This window comes from Streptomyces sp. NBC_00207 (genome assembly GCF_045160965.1).
In the GTDB taxonomy this organism is placed as follows: domain Bacteria; phylum Actinomycetota; class Actinomycetes; order Streptomycetales; family Streptomycetaceae; genus Streptomyces.
Window position 1 is genome coordinate 7,749,618 of sequence record NZ_CP130715.1, and the last position, 17,332, is coordinate 7,766,949.

At 72.6% G+C, this 17,332-nt stretch carries 14 protein-coding genes; 5 read left to right on the forward strand and 9 right to left on the reverse strand.

Annotated features, from left to right (window positions below; translation table 11 throughout):
- Positions 1 to 141: 141 nt before the first annotated feature.
- From OG472_RS35865 to OG472_RS35875, 3 genes are all read right to left on the reverse strand, one after another.
- Positions 142 to 1,518, reverse strand: a complete 1,377-nt coding sequence (locus OG472_RS35865) for a DUF1996 domain-containing protein (RefSeq protein WP_401605407.1) — start codon at positions 1,516 to 1,518, stop codon at positions 142 to 144.
- 9 nt (positions 1,519 to 1,527) lie between these two features.
- A complete protein-coding gene (locus OG472_RS35870) occupies positions 1,528 to 2,166 on the reverse strand; it encodes a DUF4142 domain-containing protein (RefSeq protein WP_401605409.1) in 639 nt (212 codons plus the stop codon).
- A 254-nt stretch (positions 2,167 to 2,420) separates the two neighbouring features.
- Positions 2,421 to 2,714, reverse strand: coding sequence for a hypothetical protein (locus OG472_RS35875; protein WP_405942455.1), 294 nt, complete (start codon positions 2,712 to 2,714; stop codon positions 2,421 to 2,423).
- 355 nt (positions 2,715 to 3,069) lie between these two features.
- Here OG472_RS35875 and OG472_RS35880 point away from each other — a divergent pair, with 355 nt between their 5' ends.
- The 3 genes from OG472_RS35880 (at position 3,070) to OG472_RS35890 (ending at position 5,179) form a co-directional block, all read left to right on the forward strand.
- Positions 3,070 to 3,687, forward strand: a complete 618-nt coding sequence (locus OG472_RS35880) for a helix-turn-helix domain-containing protein (protein WP_405942456.1) — start codon at positions 3,070 to 3,072, stop codon at positions 3,685 to 3,687.
- Positions 3,684 to 4,592 (forward strand): SDR family oxidoreductase, encoded by a 909-nt coding sequence (locus OG472_RS35885; RefSeq protein WP_401605414.1) that lies wholly within the window; start codon positions 3,684 to 3,686, stop codon positions 4,590 to 4,592. The genes OG472_RS35880 and OG472_RS35885 overlap by 4 nt, the downstream gene beginning before the upstream one ends.
- Before the next feature lie 167 nt (positions 4,593 to 4,759).
- Positions 4,760 to 5,179, forward strand: coding sequence for a molybdopterin-binding protein (locus tag OG472_RS35890; protein ID WP_383577762.1), 420 nt, complete (start codon positions 4,760 to 4,762; stop codon positions 5,177 to 5,179).
- 29 nt (positions 5,180 to 5,208) lie between these two features.
- Here OG472_RS35890 and OG472_RS35895 read toward each other — a convergent pair whose 3' ends face one another.
- Genes OG472_RS35895 through OG472_RS35905 form a run of 3 tightly spaced genes read right to left on the reverse strand, consistent with a single transcriptional unit; the run spans position 5,209 to position 9,325 of the window.
- A complete protein-coding gene (locus tag OG472_RS35895; RefSeq protein ID WP_405942457.1) occupies positions 5,209 to 5,676 on the reverse strand; it encodes a molybdopterin-dependent oxidoreductase in 468 nt (155 codons plus the stop codon).
- Positions 5,673 to 8,501, reverse strand: a complete 2,829-nt coding sequence (locus tag OG472_RS35900; protein ID WP_405942458.1) for a molybdopterin-dependent oxidoreductase — start codon at positions 8,499 to 8,501, stop codon at positions 5,673 to 5,675. Before OG472_RS35900 ends, OG472_RS35895 begins: the two co-directional genes overlap by 4 nt.
- Positions 8,498 to 9,325 (reverse strand): FAD binding domain-containing protein, encoded by an 828-nt coding sequence (locus OG472_RS35905; RefSeq protein WP_401605420.1) that lies wholly within the window; start codon positions 9,323 to 9,325, stop codon positions 8,498 to 8,500. The genes OG472_RS35900 and OG472_RS35905 overlap by 4 nt, the downstream gene beginning before the upstream one ends.
- Positions 9,326 to 9,548: 223 nt before the next feature.
- Between OG472_RS35905 and OG472_RS35910 the strand changes: the two genes are divergently transcribed.
- Complete coding sequence (locus OG472_RS35910; protein ID WP_401605423.1) at positions 9,549 to 11,018, forward strand: PucR family transcriptional regulator; 1,470 nt, start codon at positions 9,549 to 9,551, stop codon at positions 11,016 to 11,018.
- 39 nt (positions 11,019 to 11,057) lie between these two features.
- Here OG472_RS35910 and OG472_RS35915 read toward each other — a convergent pair whose 3' ends face one another.
- The 3 genes from OG472_RS35915 to OG472_RS35925 all read right to left on the reverse strand — a co-directional run bounded on the left by OG472_RS35915 (position 11,058) and on the right by OG472_RS35925 (position 14,548).
- Complete coding sequence (locus OG472_RS35915) at positions 11,058 to 11,456, reverse strand: molybdopterin-binding protein (RefSeq protein ID WP_405942459.1); 399 nt, start codon at positions 11,454 to 11,456, stop codon at positions 11,058 to 11,060.
- Positions 11,457 to 11,563: 107 nt separating this feature from the next.
- Positions 11,564 to 13,366 (reverse strand): Ig-like domain-containing protein, encoded by a 1,803-nt coding sequence (locus tag OG472_RS35920; RefSeq protein WP_405942460.1) that lies wholly within the window; start codon positions 13,364 to 13,366, stop codon positions 11,564 to 11,566.
- 102 nt (positions 13,367 to 13,468) lie between these two features.
- Positions 13,469 to 14,548 carry a hypothetical protein gene (locus tag OG472_RS35925; protein WP_405942461.1) on the reverse strand — a complete coding sequence of 360 codons (1,080 nt, stop codon included), beginning with the start codon at positions 14,546 to 14,548 and terminating at the stop codon, positions 13,469 to 13,471.
- Positions 14,549 to 15,126: 578 nt separating this feature from the next.
- Between OG472_RS35925 and helR the strand changes: the two genes are divergently transcribed.
- On the forward strand, positions 15,127 to 17,301 hold the full coding sequence (helR, locus tag OG472_RS35930) for an RNA polymerase recycling motor ATPase HelR (RefSeq protein WP_405942462.1): 2,175 nt from the start codon (positions 15,127 to 15,129) through the stop codon (positions 17,299 to 17,301).
- The last annotated feature ends 31 nt before the right edge of the window (positions 17,302 to 17,332 follow it).

Genomic DNA, 17,332 nt, shown 5'->3' on the forward strand with positions numbered 1-17,332 from the left:
TGTTGGCCCGAAGCCGACTCCGGGCCAACACCTTTCCCGGGCCGGGCGCGGTGGGTGGGGGAGGGGGGCGCCCGGCCCAGGAGCAAAGAGGTCCGCACCGGTCCGGATCGCGAGGAACCGGACCGGTGCGGACCAGGGGGGTCAGCGGCAGGTGCGCCCGTCGTTGATGCAGCTCACGGCCTTGTTCATCAGGCCGTTCGACATCACGTTGATGAAGTCGTCGTGGTCGGTCACCGGCTTGTGCAGCTGCTCGGGGAAGCTGTCCACGGCGAAGCGGGCACCCGGCGCCACCCCGTACGTGAGGCGCATCACCAGCTGCGGAATGGCCTTGAAGCCCTTCTGGCAGCGGCCGTTCTTGTCCGGGAAGGCCACGTGCGTCCGGTGGTTGGCGCTGTCGACGTTCTTGCCGTCCCAGCAGCTCTGGAAGGTGAAGGTGCGCACCACGTCGCTGCCCTTGGGGCAGACCGGGTACTTGTCCTTCAGCTGGCGGTTCTCGAATCCGGTGCAGCTCCACGAGGCGTTGGCGTTGGCGTTGCCGTTGGTGAAGGCCTTGGCGTCACCGGTGATGATGCGCAGGAAACGGGGCATCGCGGTGACCTTGCCGACGGGGCTGCCCTTGAAGCTGATCGACACCTGCTTCGGCTGGAGGATGGTGCCGACGTTGGCGTCCTGGCCACCGCCGGGCGCCTTGGCGTCCCGCTCGGCCTTGCCGTCGCGCAGCCGCAGCACGGGCCAGTAGTAGGCCGACTGGTCACCGTTCCCGCAGGTGGTGCCGGAGCCGGCGAGGCTGTCGTTGGTGGAGAAGGCGTCGGTGGTCTTGTTGCCCACGTAGTCGTGCATGTGGTGGGCGCCGTTGGAGACACCGGGGGCGACGATCACGTTGTCGGGGTTGAAGTGGCCGTTCTCGTTGCGGCCGCACTGCGAGCTGAAGGAGCCCTTGGAGGCGTTCCCCGCGGCAGCGGGGGTGCGTACGTTCGGCTTGATCTTGGTGATGTTGACGAAGTCGCTCCGCGCGGGACCGCCCTTCTGCCCGGCACCGCTCTTGGCGGCGGCGGCCTGCTGGTCGCCCCCGCCCGCCTGAGCCTCTTCCGCGCCGGGTGCCTCCTTCATCGCGCAACCGCTCAACTGCTTTATTTCTGCGGGGGGTTGACCGGCTCGGCCGATGGCGTCCGCCATGCCGTTGATGGTCTTGTCCCGCTGTTGCTTGAGCTCACCGAGGAGGGCGTCGCCCTTCGCCTCGCCGGCGGCGAGGCGCCGGTAGGCATCGGCCACCTGGTCGTCCAGCTTGGCGAGGCCCGCGTCCACCTCGGGCTTGGCCTGGTCGGGCACGGCGGTGATCTTCTCCCCGACATCGGGGCAGTCGATGGTCGCGGTCAGTTGCCCCGCACGGCCGCCCTCCTGCCCCGCGGACGCGTTTCCGGCGACGATGGCGACCCCGCCACCGCCCAGCACGAGGGCGGAGACCACGGCCAGGAGCTTGTTCGACAACCGGGGGCGTTTGTGGCCCTTTTGACTCATGCGATCACTTCACTTCGTCGGTGGGACATTGTCGGAGAGCGAGTCGAAGTCGACCAGTCCGCTTTCTTCGAGGACCGTGATGTGGTCCAGGACCGTGGTGTTGGCGGACGTGGCGAGGGCTCGCACCATGGAGTTGCGGGTCTGCGCCCGGATCACGGCCACCAGTGCGAAGACCTTTCCGTGCGCTCGGCGCAACAGCTTGATGAACAGTCGTTCGTATTCGTCCCCCTTGGCGCGGGTCAGCTGGCCCAGCCATTCCTGCTGCTGCGCGGAGGGCTGGTTGGGCAGATCGACGCCGAGGGCCTGGCCGACCTGGATGACCTCCCGGTCGAGCTTGGTGTGGCCATCGACCAGGTGCTCCCCGGCCGTGCGGATCGGGGGGCGCGTCCCGCGCTGCTGGGCCTGCCGTCCTGCGGGCAGCTCCCACAGCCCGGCGAGCCGGACCTTGCGGATGAAGTCCCGGTCCGCGGCCGTCAGGGGCCCGTACGCCGTGCTCATCGTTCCGAGGCCGTCGTCGTCGCCCGCCGGAGCCGCGACGGCGGCCACGGCACTGCTGCCGAACCGGTCCACGGGTATCAGCAGTGCGATCAGGGTGAGCGCAAGCGCGGTGATGACGACACCGCTTCCGATCGTGTATCTCGTGGCCACCGACAAGCTGCTGAAGGATCTCCGCCGCAATGACAGCACTGTGCCTCCTCGCTCCATGGGCCGGGAAGGTGGCGGGGCAGGAGGGTCCGCACGAGCCGTGCGGTGCACACCCGCATTCCCGGGGTGTCACGGGACGCTAGTGCCAGGCGTGGCGCCGCTGCGGGAGGACATCACCATCGGACAAACATCCCGGCGGTCCCGCGAAAGGCTGCTATCTTGCCGCGGCCCGTGCAACGGCGGGCCGCGGCGCCGGATCAGCGGGGGGACGTGTCCACGAGGTGGTCGAAGGCGAGGCCGCTGGAGGCCTCCCCGCGGCCCGCGCCGCGGCGCGCGCCGAGCCGGACGGCCACCTGGCCGTCCCGGCCGGGGGTGCGGTTGTACGACACCGTCAACCGGGTGCCGGACTGCGGTACTTCCTCCTCGTTCAGGTAGTAGGCCAGTGTCCGGGCCGGGGGCGCAAGGTCGAGTCCCGGCCGCAGCGGCTCCGTCCGCGGCCGTACCGCGTGGCCGCCGACGGGATGGGGCACGGCGGCGCGCTGCAGCCGCACCGACCGGTTGCGCCGGGCTCTCGGCGGAGGGCTCGCTGCCGAGCCGCGGCTCACCGGTCGCCGTACGGGCCGTCTGCTCCAGACCCCACACCGGATTGGCCTGTTCGTCGCGCACGAGCAGCACCTCCCTCGAGTACCGGACCGTCGGCGACGCTCAGCCCGCGCACGGACGCCAGGATCCCGGCCGGCAGGTCGCACGGCAGCCGGTACCAGTCGTTGCTGGAGACCAGCGCGAACTCCAGCGGCATCCCGGGGAAGCGGACCGGTGCGGGGAAGGCGGTGCGGTGCAGCGATCGCGTGGTTTAATAAATGAACGAGCATTTATTAACTAGGGAAGTGTTGAGGGGTGGCGGTGGTGGGACGTCCCCGGGGGGTCGAGGATGCGGTGATCCTGCGCGCCGCGGCCCAGGTCATGGGCCGGGTCGGGCCGACCGGGCTCACGCTGGCCGCCGTGGCGCGCGAGGTCGGGCTGGTGCCCGGCACCCTCGTGCAGCGGTTCGGGTCCAAACGGGGTCTGCTGCTGGCCCTCGCCGAGCAGTCCGCGAAGGATGCGGGCGAACGGGCCGGCGGCGTCCGGCAGGCGCACGCCTCGGCGCTCGGGGCCCTGGCGGCGCTCACGGTGGAATCGGTGGCCGGGATGGACACGCCGGAGACCTTCGCCCACCACCTGGCGTTCCTGTGTACGGACCTCGCCGATCCGCAGCTCTACGAACACGCCCTGGCCGTTCACCGGGCCCAGGGGCGGGCGGTCGAGGCGCTGCTGGCGGAGGCGGCGGGCGCGGGCGAGCTCCGGGCCGGCACGGACGTCGCGGCCCTGGCCCGCACCGTGCAGGCGATCACCGCCGGAGCGGGCCTGACCTGGGCGCTCGAACGCCGCGGCACCCTCGAACAGCGGCTCCGGCAGGAGCTCGACACCGTACTGCTCCCGCACGTCGCGCCCCGGCACGGCCGAGACCTGGAGGAATCACGATGACCGACACGCGCCCGCTGAAGGGCAAGGTGGCCCTCGTCGCCGGCGGCACCCGCGGAGGCGGCCGGGGCATCGCCGTCGAGCTCGGGGCCGCCGGCGCCACGGTGTACGTCACCGGCCGCAGCAGCACGGCCGGGCGCTCCGACCTGGACCGCCCGGAGACCATCGAGGCGACGGCGGAGAAGGTCACCGCCGCGGGCGGCACCGGCATCCCCGTCCGCGTCGACCACAGCCGTCCCGACGAGGTGCGGGCCCTCGCCGAGAGGATCGCGGACGAGCAGCAGGGGCGGCTCGACGTCCTGGTCAACTCCGTATGGGGCGGAGATCCGCTGACCGACTGGGAGAACCCGCTGTGGCAGCAGGACCTGGAGACCGGTCTCCGGCTGCTGCGCCAGGCGGTGGAGACCCACGTCATCACCAGCCGGTTCGTGCTCCCGCTGCTCGTCGCGCGCAAGAGCGGCCTGGTCGTGGAGGTCACCGACGGCAACACCGCCCGCTACCGCGGCTCGTTCTTCTACGACCTCGCGAAGTCCTCCGTGATCCGGCTCGCCGTCGCGCAGGCGGCCGAACTCAAGCCGCACGGCGTCGCGGCCGTGGCCGTCACACCCGGCTTCCTGCGTTCGGAGGCCCTGCTGGAACACTTCGGCGTCACCGAGGACAACTGGCGCGACGGCGTCGCCCAGGACCCGAACTTCGCCCACTCCGAGACCCCCGCCTACCTCGGCCGGGCCGTCGCCGCGCTGGCCGCCGACCCCGACGTCATGGCCAAGACCGGGCGGGCCCTGGCCACGTGGGGCCTGTACCAGGAGTACGGCTTCACCGACGCCGACGGCACGCAACCGGACTTCGCCGCCCACTGGGCCCGGAACCTGGAGGAGGAGTACGGGCCCCTGGGCGACCCGCTCTGACGGCCGGGCGGGGGCGAGGGCGCTCGCACCGGCAGGGGCCAGCCGGGCGGGTGGTTCCGGCCCGCGGATGCGAGGGGGTCCGTGCGTGCCGGACCGGGGGAACCTACGGTCGGTGTCGAGCGGTTCCCTCCGGGCCGCTACGCGTCGAGCCAAGAGGTCGAACCTTCATGAGTCTCAGCATCCGCAACCAGATCGCCGGCACCGTCCTCGCCGTCACTGTCGGCGAGGCCATGGCGACGGTCAAGGTCCGTCTGGACGGGGGGCAGGAGATCACCGCGGCCATCACCGCCGACGCCGTCAAGGACCTCGGCATCACCTCCGGCTCCGGGGTCAAGGCGCTCGTCAAGGCCACCGAGGTGGCGCTGGCCACCGGCCCGGTCGAGAACATCTCCATCCGCAACCAGCTCACCGGCACCGTCTCCGACGTGGCCACCGGCCCGGCCATGGCCGCCGTGAAGGTGAACGTGAACGGAGGCCACCTCACCGCGGCCGTCACCGCCGACGCGGTCGAGGCGCTCGGTCTGTCCGCAGGCTCGTCCGTCGTCGCGCTGATCAAGTCGACCGAGATCTCCCTCGCCACCGTCTGATCCCCGGTCAGGGCCGGGCCGCGGCCCGGTCAGAGGTCCGGCGCCGCCAGCGCGCCGAACCACACGTGCGTGACGGCGCTGACGTAGCGCGCCCCGCACCGGTCCGAGGGGACCACCAGCTGCGCGCCCGCATCGTCGAGTTCCTCCCCGTCGAGGCGGGTGGCCAGCAGTACCGGGCTGCCGCCGAAGTCCTCGTCGAGCTCGGCCCAGGCGAGGACGGTGTGGTGCCCGTCCCCGCCGCTGACGGCGAGGAGGAAGCGCGAGCGGTCCTTGCGGCGCCGCGCATCGAAGGCAGGACCGGCCCCGGCCACCACGTCGCGCAGCAGCGGGCCCTCGAACACATGGTGCTGCGGGCCGTTGGTGGCGCAGTCGAACACCACCTCCGTGCGGTGCTGTTCCCATTCCCGCAGGTCCGCGACGCTCAGGGTCGCCGGGTGGACCAGGTCTCCGTGCAGCATGAGTTTGGCCATACGGGTCCGATGCCCAGACTTCGTCATCGTGGAAACGTATCTGCCACCCTCATCTCACTATGTGGCTGGCACCTGTGTGAGGTTTTCTCGTCATGGGCTTGCATCCTCTGCCAGACCACGTCCCGGGTCACCGGCAGCTCCGTGAAACGCACCCCCGTGGCGTCCCGCAGGGCGTTCGCGAAGGCGGGCGCCACCGGGTTGAAGGGGCTCTCGCTCATCGACTTGGCGCCCAGCGGCCCGATCGCGTCCGAGGTCTCCATGAAGTGCACCTCGGTGCGCGGGACATCGGCGTACTGCGGGAGCCGGTAGCGGCGGAACGCCGCCGTGGTCACCTCCCCGCGCTCGTCCACCCGTACCGTCTCGAAGAGGGTCGCGCCCAGCGCCTGCGCCACGCCGCCCTCCACCTGGCCGCGGCACTGCACCGGGTTCATGACCTTGCCGGCGTCCGCCGCGTGCACGCTGCGCAGGATCTTCATCTCGCCCGTGTCCGGGTCCACCGCGATGCGGAACCACTGGGCGTTGAAGGCGACCGAGCGCGGGGAGCCGCCCCAGTGGCCGTCCGCCGCGATCTCGTCGAGCCGGCCCTTGTCGTACGCGGCCTCGTACAGCTCTTTGAGGGTCACGGTCCGGCCCGCGCAGTCGAAGGCCTCGGCCTCCGGCCTGCACAGGTGCCGGGCCACGCCCGTGTGGCGTGCCGCGAAGGTCCGGAGGCGTTCCGCGAGCGAATTCGCCGCCAGCATCACGGCCTTGCCCGCCACCACCGTGCCGGCCGAGCCGAACGCGCCGGTGTCGTGGCGGACGACGTCCGTGTCCGACTGGCGGACCGTGATCCGGTCGACCGTCGTGTTCAGCGCGCCCGCGGTGATCTGCTTGTGGACGGTGGTCGTGCCGTTGCCGAACTCCGCCGTGCCCACCGCGATGTCGTACGTGCCGTCGCGCAGCAGGCTGACCCGCGCGTCGGCGAAGTGGCCGCCCGGCGGACCGGTCGCGATCATGGCGACCGCCGTGCCCGTGCCGGTGAGCCAGCCCTCCGGGACGTCCTCGTGGCTGCGGTCCTCGGCGATGGCCTTGCGGACGACGTCCATGCACTGCTTCACCCCGTACGAGGCGATGAACAGGTCCTCCTCGTGGCCGATCGGGGTCACCATGTGGTCGCCGGCGCCGATGACGTTCTTCTCGCGCAGTTCGAGCGGGTCCATGCCGAGCCGGCGGGCGAGTTCGTCCATCACCGATTCGAGGGCGAAGAGGACCTGGCCGAGGCCGTAGCCGCGGAAGGCGCCCGCCGGTACGCCGTTGGTGTAGACGGAGTACGCCTCCACCTCCTTGTTCGGCGCCTTGTAGACGGCGAAGGACTCGCCGACGCTGTGGAACATGACGGCCGGGCCGTGGTTGCCGTAGGCGCCGGTGTTGGAGACCACGCGGATGCGCAGCGCGGTGAGGGTGCCGTCGGCCTTGGCGCCGATCTTGATGGTGATCTTGAAGGGGTGGCGGGTGGTGGCGCCGTAGAACTGCTCGGCCCGGGTGAATTCGAGTTTCACCGGGCGCCGCAGCTTCAGGGCGGCGAGGACCACGATGTCCTCGGTGAGCATCTCCTGCTTGCCGCCGAACCCGCCGCCCACCCGGCCCGCGACGACGCGCACCTCGTCCTCGCCCAGGTCGTAGAGGGCGCACAGCGCCCGCCGGGTCAGGAACGGCGCCTGGGTGGAGGAGCGGACGGTGATGCGCTCGCCGTCGCCCTCCTCCTTGGGCTCGAAGTACGCGACGCTGCCGTGAGTCTCCAGGCTGGCGTGCTGCACGCGCTGGGTCAGATAAGTCTCCTCGTAGACGACGTCCGCCTCCGCGTACCCCTTCTCCATGTCGCCGAGGGTGTTGTGGACTTCGCCGCACACGTTGTTCCCGGCGCGGAAGATCCCCGATTCGGGGCCCTTGGGGTGCAGGACCGGGGCGCCCGGGAGCATGGCCTCCTCCGGGTCGATCACGTAGGGGAGTTCCTCGTACGTGACGACCACGCGGCGGCAGCCCTCCTCGGCGGCCTGCTCGCTGTCGGCGACCACGGCGGCCACGCGCTGGCCGACGAAGCGGACCACGTCGTCCAGGACGCGGGTGTCCATCGGGTCCTCGGTGGGGTGCTCGTGCCGGGCCGAGGAGTACAGCCGGTCGGGGGCGTCGTGGTGGGTGAAGACGGCGTGCACGCCCGGGACCTGCAGGGCGTCGGTGGTGTCGATGGAGACGATGCGGGCGTGCGGGTGCGGGGAGCGCAGCAGCTTCATGTGCAGCAGCCCGGGCACCTCGACGTCGAAGGTGTAGTGGGCGGTGCCGGTGACCACCTGCGGGCCGGCCGGGGCGCCCAGGGACCTGCCGACGGCCTGCCCCGCCTCGGGACGTTCGGTGTGCTTGACCCCGCGCACGGCGTCCTCGATGGCCCGGTAGCCCGTACAGCGGCAGATGTTGCCCTTGAAGGCGCGCGGGAGGTCGTCGAGCTTGCCGTCGTCGTGGGCGGTGCCCTGCTCGGCCTGGAGCGCGGCGGTCGTCATCAGGAAGCCGGCCGTGCAGAAACCGCACTGGAAGCCCTGGGCGTCGAGGAACTGCTGCTGGGCGGGGTGGAGTTCGCCGCCGGGTGAGCAGAGCCCCTCGACCGTGGTGACGGATCGGCCCTCGGCCCGGACGGCGGGGTAGAGGCAGCTGTGCACCGGCCGGCCGTCGACGTGGACGGTGCAGGCCCCGCAGTCGCCCTGGTCGCAGCCCTTCTTCACGCCGAACCAGCCGCGCTCGCGCAGGTAGGTGCGCAGGCACTGGCCGGCCCGCGGCTCCTCCTCGAAGCGCTGCTTGTTGATCTCGATCTCGTAGCTCATCGGGAAGCCTCCTCCGGCGTGAGTTCGCGGCGGATCTCCTCCGCCAGGCGCAGCGCCATGTGCCGCCGCCAGGCGGGCAGGCCGTGGATGTCGTCGAACCACTCGTCGGGGCGGACCGCGGTGTCGATCGCCTCGCGCAGCTCGGGGGCCGTGGGCGGCAGCGCGAACCAGAAGCGGAAGGGCCGGGTGGTGGCGGCGGTGACCGTGACCGTCAGGGAGCCGTCGGCGGGGTCGGACGCGCCGATCACGAGAGCGCCGGAGCGCCCGAGCCCGTAGAGCGAGGCCTGCCGGAAGGCCGTACGGGCGTCCAGGGCGCGGGCGGGGAGCCGCACCGAGCGCAGCAGCTCGCCCTCCTTCAGGTCCTTGACCCCGGCCCCCAGGATGAAGTCGGCGACCGGAAGGCGGCGGGTGGCGCCGTCCTGGCCCTGCAGGAGGACGCTGCCGTCGAGGCCGGCGGTGAGGGAGATCATCGGACCGGCGGGCAGGCCGTTGCAGAGGTTGCCGCCGACGGTCGCCATGTTCCAGATCTTGAAGCTGGCCAGGAAGGCCCGGCAGCACTGCTCGACGAGCGGGGCCGCGGTCTTCTGCAGGGTCCGGCCGAACCGGGACAGCTCGGTGATGGTGCAGGTCGCGGCGATGTCGAGGGAGCCGTCGGGCTGCCAGGACAGGGGCGGCCAGCCCATCCGGGACAGGTCGACCAGGCGGCGGATGTGGGGCTGCGGCTCGGAGAAGAGGTACGTGCCGCCGCCGAGCCAGGCGTCGCCGGGACGCCAGGGTTCGCGGCGGCGCGCATCGCGTACGTCGAGCACTGTGTTGAGATCCAATTCGCGCCACCAGCCTTTCCGGCCATGGAGGGGTTTCCGCCAGTGAAGCAAGGGGATCCGGGCGAAACGACTGGTCCCGGCCACGGAAACCAACGAGGTCGCCGCTGTCCGTCCTGGAGGATCAACCAAGAGGCTCCCCAGGTGCTTCACCTAGCATTTACGATGACTCAGCCCCTATTCACCTCGCGAATGTGGGCGCCGCCCGCCGCAAGGAGTCCCCGCCATGCACGTCCTCGACCTGCTCCAGCTCGACAGCCTCGGTCTCAACCTGCTCTGGGGAGAGGAAGCCCTTCTCGGCCAGGAGGTCATCGGAGTCACCGCCACCGATCTGGAGGAGCCCGGCCGGTTCCTGGGACCCGGGGAGCTCGTGCTGAGCGGCCTGGTGTGGTGGTCGGAGGGCGACGAGGCCAAGGCGGATCGTTTCGTCACCGCCCTCGCCGACGCCGGAGCCACCGCGCTGCTGGCCGGGGAGGAGACCCACGGCAGGGTCCCCGACGCACTGGTGGCCGCCTGCCGGGCCCACCGGGTGCCGATCGTGGCCGTCCCGGCCCGGACCAGCTTCCGGGCGGTGACCGAAGCGGTGTACCTGCGCCAGTGGGGGGACCTGAGCCGCCGCCCGACCCGGCTCTTCGCCCTGCCCGAGAACGTGCGCGGCGAACTGAGCCGGCTCGTCGAGGGCGGGGCCGGCCCCGCCGAACTGCTGGACCGGGCCTGCGCGCACCTGGGCCGGGTGTCCTGCTACCTGCTCACCGCCAGCGGCCGCACGGTGGCCCGTACGCCGTCGGCTCCCGAGCTCCCCGCCGCACAGGCGTCGGCCGCCTCCGCACGGGGCGGGGTCTGGCTGCGGATCGAGGCCGAGAGCTCCCCGTACGACGCCTGGCAGCTGCACGTCCCCGACCCGGACGCGGCGCCTCCGCGCGTGCTCCACGAGATCGCCGACGTGCTCGCCCAGTGCCGCGGCGGCCAGGCCCGCCGGCTCGCCGCGGAGCGGGCCGCCGGACAGGAGCTGATCGGCCTGCTGGAGGGGATCCCGACGGGTCCCGCGCCGGCCGACACGGGGGCCCTGGAGGAGGCGCTCGCGGCGGCCGGGCTGCCACCCGGCGGGCCGTACCGGGTCCTGACGGCGACCTCGGGCGACGCCCTGGCGGAGGGCCTGCGCCACCTGGACAACGCCTCGTACGCGGTGGGGCGTTCGGTGGCGGTGCTGCACGAGGACCCGGCCGCCGCGGGCGACGGCGCCGGCCGGCTCCACGCGGTGTGGCCGCTGCTGCAGCAGTGCGGGGGACCGCAGACGGACCTCCGGCTGGGTGTGGGGGCCCGGACCGCCGGAGCGGACGGGCTGCGCGCTTCCCTCAGCCAGGCCCGGTTCGCGCTGACGGCGGCGGACGAGGCCGTCCCGGTACGCGAGGTCGAGCAGTTGGACACCCTCGCCGAGCTGATGGCGGGGGTCCCGCCGGAGGTGCGGACGGTGTTCGCCGCCCGGATCCTCGGAACGCTCGGGGACGGCATGCTGCGGGAGACCCTGGAGGTCTTCCTGGCGAACAACTGCTCCTGGGCGCGCACGGCGGAGGCGCTCCACCTGCACGTGAACACCGTGCACTACCGGATCGAGCGGGTGCAGGTCCTGACGGGCCGCGACCTGTCCCGCCTCGACCACAAGCTGGACCTGTACGCGGCGCTGCGCTGCGGATGACGGGGCGCGGGGGTCGGGCGCCGGCCGGTGGGGGCCCGGCTACGCCAGGTCGATGTGGACCTCGGTGGACTTCACCCGGGCCGTCACCGTCGCCCCGACCGTGATGCCGAGCTCCTCGACGGACTCCCTGGTCACCAGGGACACCACCCGGTGCGGACCCGACTGGATCTCGACCTGGGCCGCCACGTCGTCGAGCCGCACGGCGGTGACGATCCCGGCGAAGGAGTTGCGGACGGACGTGACGACGGTGCCCGACGGCAGCGGATGCAGCCCGGCGGCACGGTCCTTGGCGAAGGCGGCGAGGACCAGCCCGTCGACGATCCGGGACCCGTCCGGGCCGCGGCCTGTCGGCAGCCGTCCGGTCTCGGCCCACCGGCGGACGGTCTCGGGGCTCACGCGCAGCAACTGGGCGGCCTGCACCATGGAATACGACGGCACGCTCGCAGCATAGGCGGTGTACCGCCGTTCGTGCCGGGCGGGATGCGGCGAGGCACCCGGGACGGCGGTCCCGGGTGCCTCGCCGTGCTGTCGCTCGCCGCCGGCCGCTACCGCGCCTGGCGGCACTGGCCCGTCCGGGGGCCCGTGACGACCGTGCCCGTCTGCGCCAGCTCCGGCTCGTTGCCCTCGCAGCGCAGCGGTCCGGTGACCCGGTTGGCCTGGAACGCCGGGACGCCCTCCCCGGCCCGCGGGCCGCTGCCGCTGTTGCCGTCGATGTGCACCGGTCCGGTGACGGTGTTGGCCGAGGCCTGGAGGCCGCCGGTGTTGCCCACGAGGCCCAGCGGCCCCTGGAACGTGTTGCCGGCGCAGTCCGCCGCCCCGTCCTGCGAGCCGATCAGCACGTAGCCGGCGGTGCCCGTGACGGACACGGGGCCGGTGAGGCTCGAGCGGCAGACGCTCACGGCGAGAGCGCCTTCGGCGGAGACGGGACCCGCGACACGGGCGTCAGACAGAGCCAGGGACCCGCCCGGCGCGACCGTGACCGGGCCCGTCTGGCTGCCGCCGGAGCCGATGCAGAGCGCCTCGTCGGCGTGCACGGTCAGGGCGCCGGTGTGCGCGGTGGTGATGCACGGCCGGCTGAATCCCACGGTGACCTCGGAGGGCGCCGCCGTCGCGCCCGGCGTGTGGCTCGCATCCCCGCTGTACGTCGCGGTGATCGCGTGGGCGCCGGGCTGGAACGCGCCGGTACGGAGCTGCGCGCGGCCCTCGTCCAGCGGGACGGTCGCCAGCGGGGTCGCCCCGTCGAAGAAGGTGACCGTTCCGCCCGGGGCGCCCGCCGCCGGATTCGCCGAGGCGGCGGTGGCGGTGAGGGTGACGGCGTGCCCGAACAGCGGCGTGGCCGTGTCCGCGGCCACCTCGAGCGAGGCGCCGTACCGGAAGGTGACGACCGCCTTTCCGTTGCCCCGGTTGACGCCCTGGGCGAGGGTGACTCCGGTGGCGGAGGGCGCCGCGTAGCTGCTGCCCCCGCCGCCGCCGGCCCCGGCGAGGTCGCCGGGCCGCCCGCCGCCGGAGCCGCCGCCACCGGCGAAGTAGCCGCCGCCGCCACCGCCGCCGCCGTTGCCGCCGCCCCCGCCGTTGCCGCCGGAGCCACCGCTGCCGGGGTTGGGCTGGCTGCCGTACTGGTCGATGTCGCTGCCCGCGCCTCCCGGCGCGCCGACGGTGTTGTTGCGGGGTCCGCCCGCGCCGTGGGCGGACTGGGTTCCACCGCCGCCCGCGAGGCCGGAGCCCTCCGGGCCGCCGCCCTGGCCGCCGGGCTGCGCTTCGAGCCCGCCGCCGTGGCCGCCGTGCAGCAGCGGCCCGCCGTTGCCCGCGCCACCGCCGCCTCCGGCCACCAGGACCCGGTCGGCGCCGCCGAAGTCGCCCGTACGCAGGTCGCTCGCGCCGCCGCCGGAACCGCCGCCGCCGTGGGCGCCGCCGCCGCCGGAGCCGTGGCCGCGGCCGCCGGGACGGGCGAACTCGCCCTTCCGGGAGGTCCCGGAGCTGCCGACTCCGCCGATGGTGATCTGGAGGGCCTGGCCCGGCGTGACGGCCAGGTCCGCGCGGGTCTCACCGCCCAGTCCGCCGGGTGCGCCGGCGTTCGGGGGGCTGGGGAGGACGAAGCCGGCCGCGCTGCCGCCCTCGGCGCCGAAGAGATCGACCGTCACCGCGGTCACCCCGGCCGGGACGGTGAAGGTGTCCGTGCCGACGGCGGCGTAGGTGCACGAGGGCGGTGAGGCGGTGAAGACGCCGCCCGCGCCGCAGGGGCCGGCGGCGGCCGGGGCCGCCGGATCGGCCGTCGCGGGCAGGGGCGCCAGCGCGGCGGCCAGCAGGCCGGCCGCGGCGGCAGCCTTCAGGATCTTCGATCGGTACATGCTCAAGAGGGTTCCAAACGAGGGTACTTGGGAGAGGGGGTGTGCAGGGCCGCAGCCGGCCACGACCGTGGCCCCGGCTGCGGCGACCGCGCTACGGGTGGCTCAGACGCCGTCGTCGGCGCACAGCGCCCAGGCGTCGGAGTAGGTGTTCGGGGAGCTGCCTCCCCCGGTGTGGGTGAAGGCCGACCAGTACGAGGCCGTGGTGGTCCCGTCCGCGACCGGGCTGCCCCCGGAGTCGCTGGGGTAGCTGCCGTTGAGGTGGTCGCCCGGGGAGCCCGGCCCGGTGAAGTTCGTGGTCGTGACGCTGCCTCCGCTGATCGCGGCGCCGCCGCTGACCAGCTTGCCGTCGTTCTGGCCGCAGCCGACGGTCACGGTCGCGCCGCTGGTGGCGGAAGTGGGGCCGCTGACCTCGCTGAAGCGGACCTTGACGGTCGTACCGCTGATGTCGATGTTGTTGCCGCTGCAGATGGCGTACGCGTACGTGGTGTTGCCGCTGTCACCGCCGCCGCCGTTCCAGCCCACGGCGCTCCAGGAGTCGGGGTTGGTCTCACCGTCGGCCGCGGCCTTCTGGCCGTAGCCGTGGGCGGAGTCGTTGAAGGTGGGGAAGCTGGCGATCGGCTTGAGGCTGCCGACGACGGCCGGGGTGATGCGGGCTCCGCCGCCGAGCAGCCGGGTGTTGGCCGGGCAGGTCGCGGTGACGAGGCCCACCGTCGAGCTGGTGGTGGGTCCGGCGACCTTGTTCATCACCACCTGGGTGTGGTTGATCAGGTTGCTGCTGAAGCACATCGCGTACGGGGTGCTGGAGAAGGAGGCGTTGACCGCGCCGCCGCTGCCGCCGATGCCGAGCCAGTAGGTCACGTCGGTGCCGACGACTCCGGTGGAGCCGAGGTGCTCGGTGCTGCCGTTGGGGCTCGGCGAGGTGCCGTTGATCTTGTTGCCGTTCGACGAAGTGCCGGTGCCGATGGCCTGGTTGATGCCGCCGCCGGAGATCAGGCCGCTGCTGCAGGCGGCGTTGGTCGTGATCTCGGAGAAGGTGGATCCGGGACCCGCGGTGGCCCCGGGGGTCTTCACGGTCACGCCGACCGTGTTGGCGTACGCGCTTCCCGGTATGGCCAGGGCCAGCAGGGCGCCCATGACCAGCGCCTTCCCCGCGGCGGAGCGCCGCAGAAGCATGTTCCTCATCAAATGTCCCTCTCGGAGTGGATCACGGCTGGAGACGGCCGGCCGCGGGCGCACGGCGGTGTCGCGGTGCGGGTGCGGGGCCGTGGGGAGCGTCAGGGGCACCCCTGAGAGCGCGGCTGCGAAGGGGTGTGGAGCCGGACGGACCAGGTCGTGGCCCGCCGCGAGCTGACGGGCATGCGGATTGCGCTTGCGGAATGTATCAGTCAGATAAGACTGCAAGTAAGGCGGATTCGATGAATTCCCCTAGCAGATGCGGTACTCGCCAGTAGCGGTTTCGGAGGCGTGCGCGACCGCTGGGCCGTGCAGGGGGTGGTGTGCCGTGGAGGGGGGTGGTGTGCCGGATCGGCGCGCGGACGTGGCGACGTCGGCGAGACGCACGAGGGCAAAGAAAAAGGCAAGGAGGTGGAACCACTCCTTGCCACTCTCAACTTATAGCGCACCGGGGGGCTTGCGGCAAGGCCCCGGCCGTGAGGCAGACTTCGCGGACCGAGGTCCGACCTGCAGAAACAGGAGATCCACCCAGTGTGTTCGCTGTTGTCGAATTATCCGTCGTACGACCTCGGATCGGAGCTGATGCCGTGAACTCCCTTACCGACACGAGTGCGTTCGACCTTCCCGAGCGCCTGGCCGCCAAGGCCGACGCGGCACTGATCGACCGCGACGAGCAGCACTTCGCGGCCATTTCGGAGAGCCTCGCGCAATCGATCGCCGAACTGTCCGACCGTCTGGAGGCCGCGCGCAAGGCGCCCGGCGGCATCGGCCGCGAGGCGATGGACCGGGACGCGGAGATCCACCGCCTGACCAGCCGTCTGCGCACCCTGCGCCGCTTCGGCCTGGACCTGTGCCTGGGACACGTCGTCGGTGCGGACGACGCCGAGCCCGTCTACATCGGACGCCTCGGCCTCACCGACAGCACGGGGCGCCGGCTGCTGGTCGACTGGCGTTCCCCCGCGGCCGAGCCCTTCTTCGCGGCGACCCACGCCAACCCGATGGGTCTGGCGAGCCGCCGCAGGTACCGCTGGACCCGCGGCCGGATCAGCGACTACTGGGACGAGGTGTTCACCGCCGACGGGCTCGAAGGGCACGCCGCCCTCGACGACCAGTCCGCTTTCATCGCCAGCCTGGGCACCAACCGGTCGGAACGGATGCGCGACGTGCTCGCCACCATCCAGGCCGACCAGGACGCCGTCATCCGGGCGGGATCCCGCGGCGCCCTCGTCGTCGACGGCGGTCCGGGCACCGGCAAGACCGTCGTCGCCCTGCACCGGGCCGCGCACCTCGTCTACTCCGACCCCCGCCTCGGCCACCGTCGCGGCGGCGTGCTGTTCGTCGGTCCGCACGAGCCCTACCTCGCCTACGTCGCCGACGTCCTGCCCAGCCTCGGCGAGGAGGGCGTGCAGACCTGCACCCTGCGGGACCTCGTCACCGAGGGAGCCGGAGCAGCGGTCGAGACCGACCCGGAGGTGGCCCGGCTGAAGTCGTCCGCCGGCCTGGTGAAGGCGATCGAAGCGGCCGTCCGGATCTACGAGGAGCCGCCGACCGAGGGGATGGAGGTCGAGACCCCCTGGTCCGACCTCTGGCTGAGCGCCGACGACTGGGCGGTGGCGTTCGACGCGGTCGAATCCGGCACCCCGCACAACGAGGCGCACGACCAGATCAGGGAGGAGCTCGCCACGATCCTGATGGACAAGGACGACAGCGACGCCCCGCCCCACCTGCTGAAGAGGGCGCTGCTGCAGGACCGGCAGCTGCTCAGGGCCCTCCACCGGGCATGGCCGATGATCGAGGCGACCGACCTCGTCGCGGACCTGTGGTCGGTGCCCGCCTACCTGCGCAAGTGCGCTCCCTGGCTCGGCCCCGACGAGGTGCGCGCGCTGCAGCGCGCCGACGCCGACGCCTGGACGGTGTCCGACCTGCCCCTCCTGGACGCGGCCCGGCAGCGGCTCGGCGACGCGGAGGCATCCGTACGCAAGCGCCGGCACGACGCGGCCGTCGCCGCCGAACGCGCGCGCCGGTCCGATGCCATCGACAGCCTGCTGCAGAACGTCGTGCTCGACGAGAGCGAAGGCGCGGTGGGGATGCTGCACGGAGCGGACCTGCAGGACACCCTGGTCGACGAGGGTGCACTGCCGCGCACCGAACCGGACCTGCTCGCGGGCCCGTTCGCGCACATCGTGGTGGACGAGGCGCAGGAACTGACCGACGCCGAGTGGCAGATGCTGTTGCTGCGCTGCCCGTCCCGCAGCTTCACCATCGTCGGCGACCGCGCCCAGGCCCGGCAGGGGTTCACGGAGTCGTGGCGGGAACGGCTCGAACGGGTCGGGCTCGACCGGATCGACGTGGCCTCCCTGAGCGTCAACTACCGCACGCCGGAAGAGGTCATGGCGCACGCCGAGCCGGCCATCCGCGCCGTGCTGCCGGACGCCAATGTGCCGACCTCGATCCGCAGCAGCGGCATCCCCGTCGTCCACGGATCCGTCGCGGAGCTGCACTCGGTCCTCGACACCTGGCTCGCCGCACACGCCGAGGGGGTCGCGTGTGTCATCACCACCGGTGACGGCGGCGGCGGGGGTGCGTTCCGGGCCACGTCGCGCGTCCGGACGCTGGCGCCGGAACTGACGAAGGGGCTCGAATTCGACCTGGTCGTCCTGATCGACCCGGATACGTTCGGCGAGGGCGTCGAAGGAGCCGTCAGCCGCTATGTCGCGATGACCCGCGCGACCCGGCAGCTCGTCATCCTCACGAGCTCGTAGCCGGGGGCCCTTGGGCCGGGGCCCCGAGCCG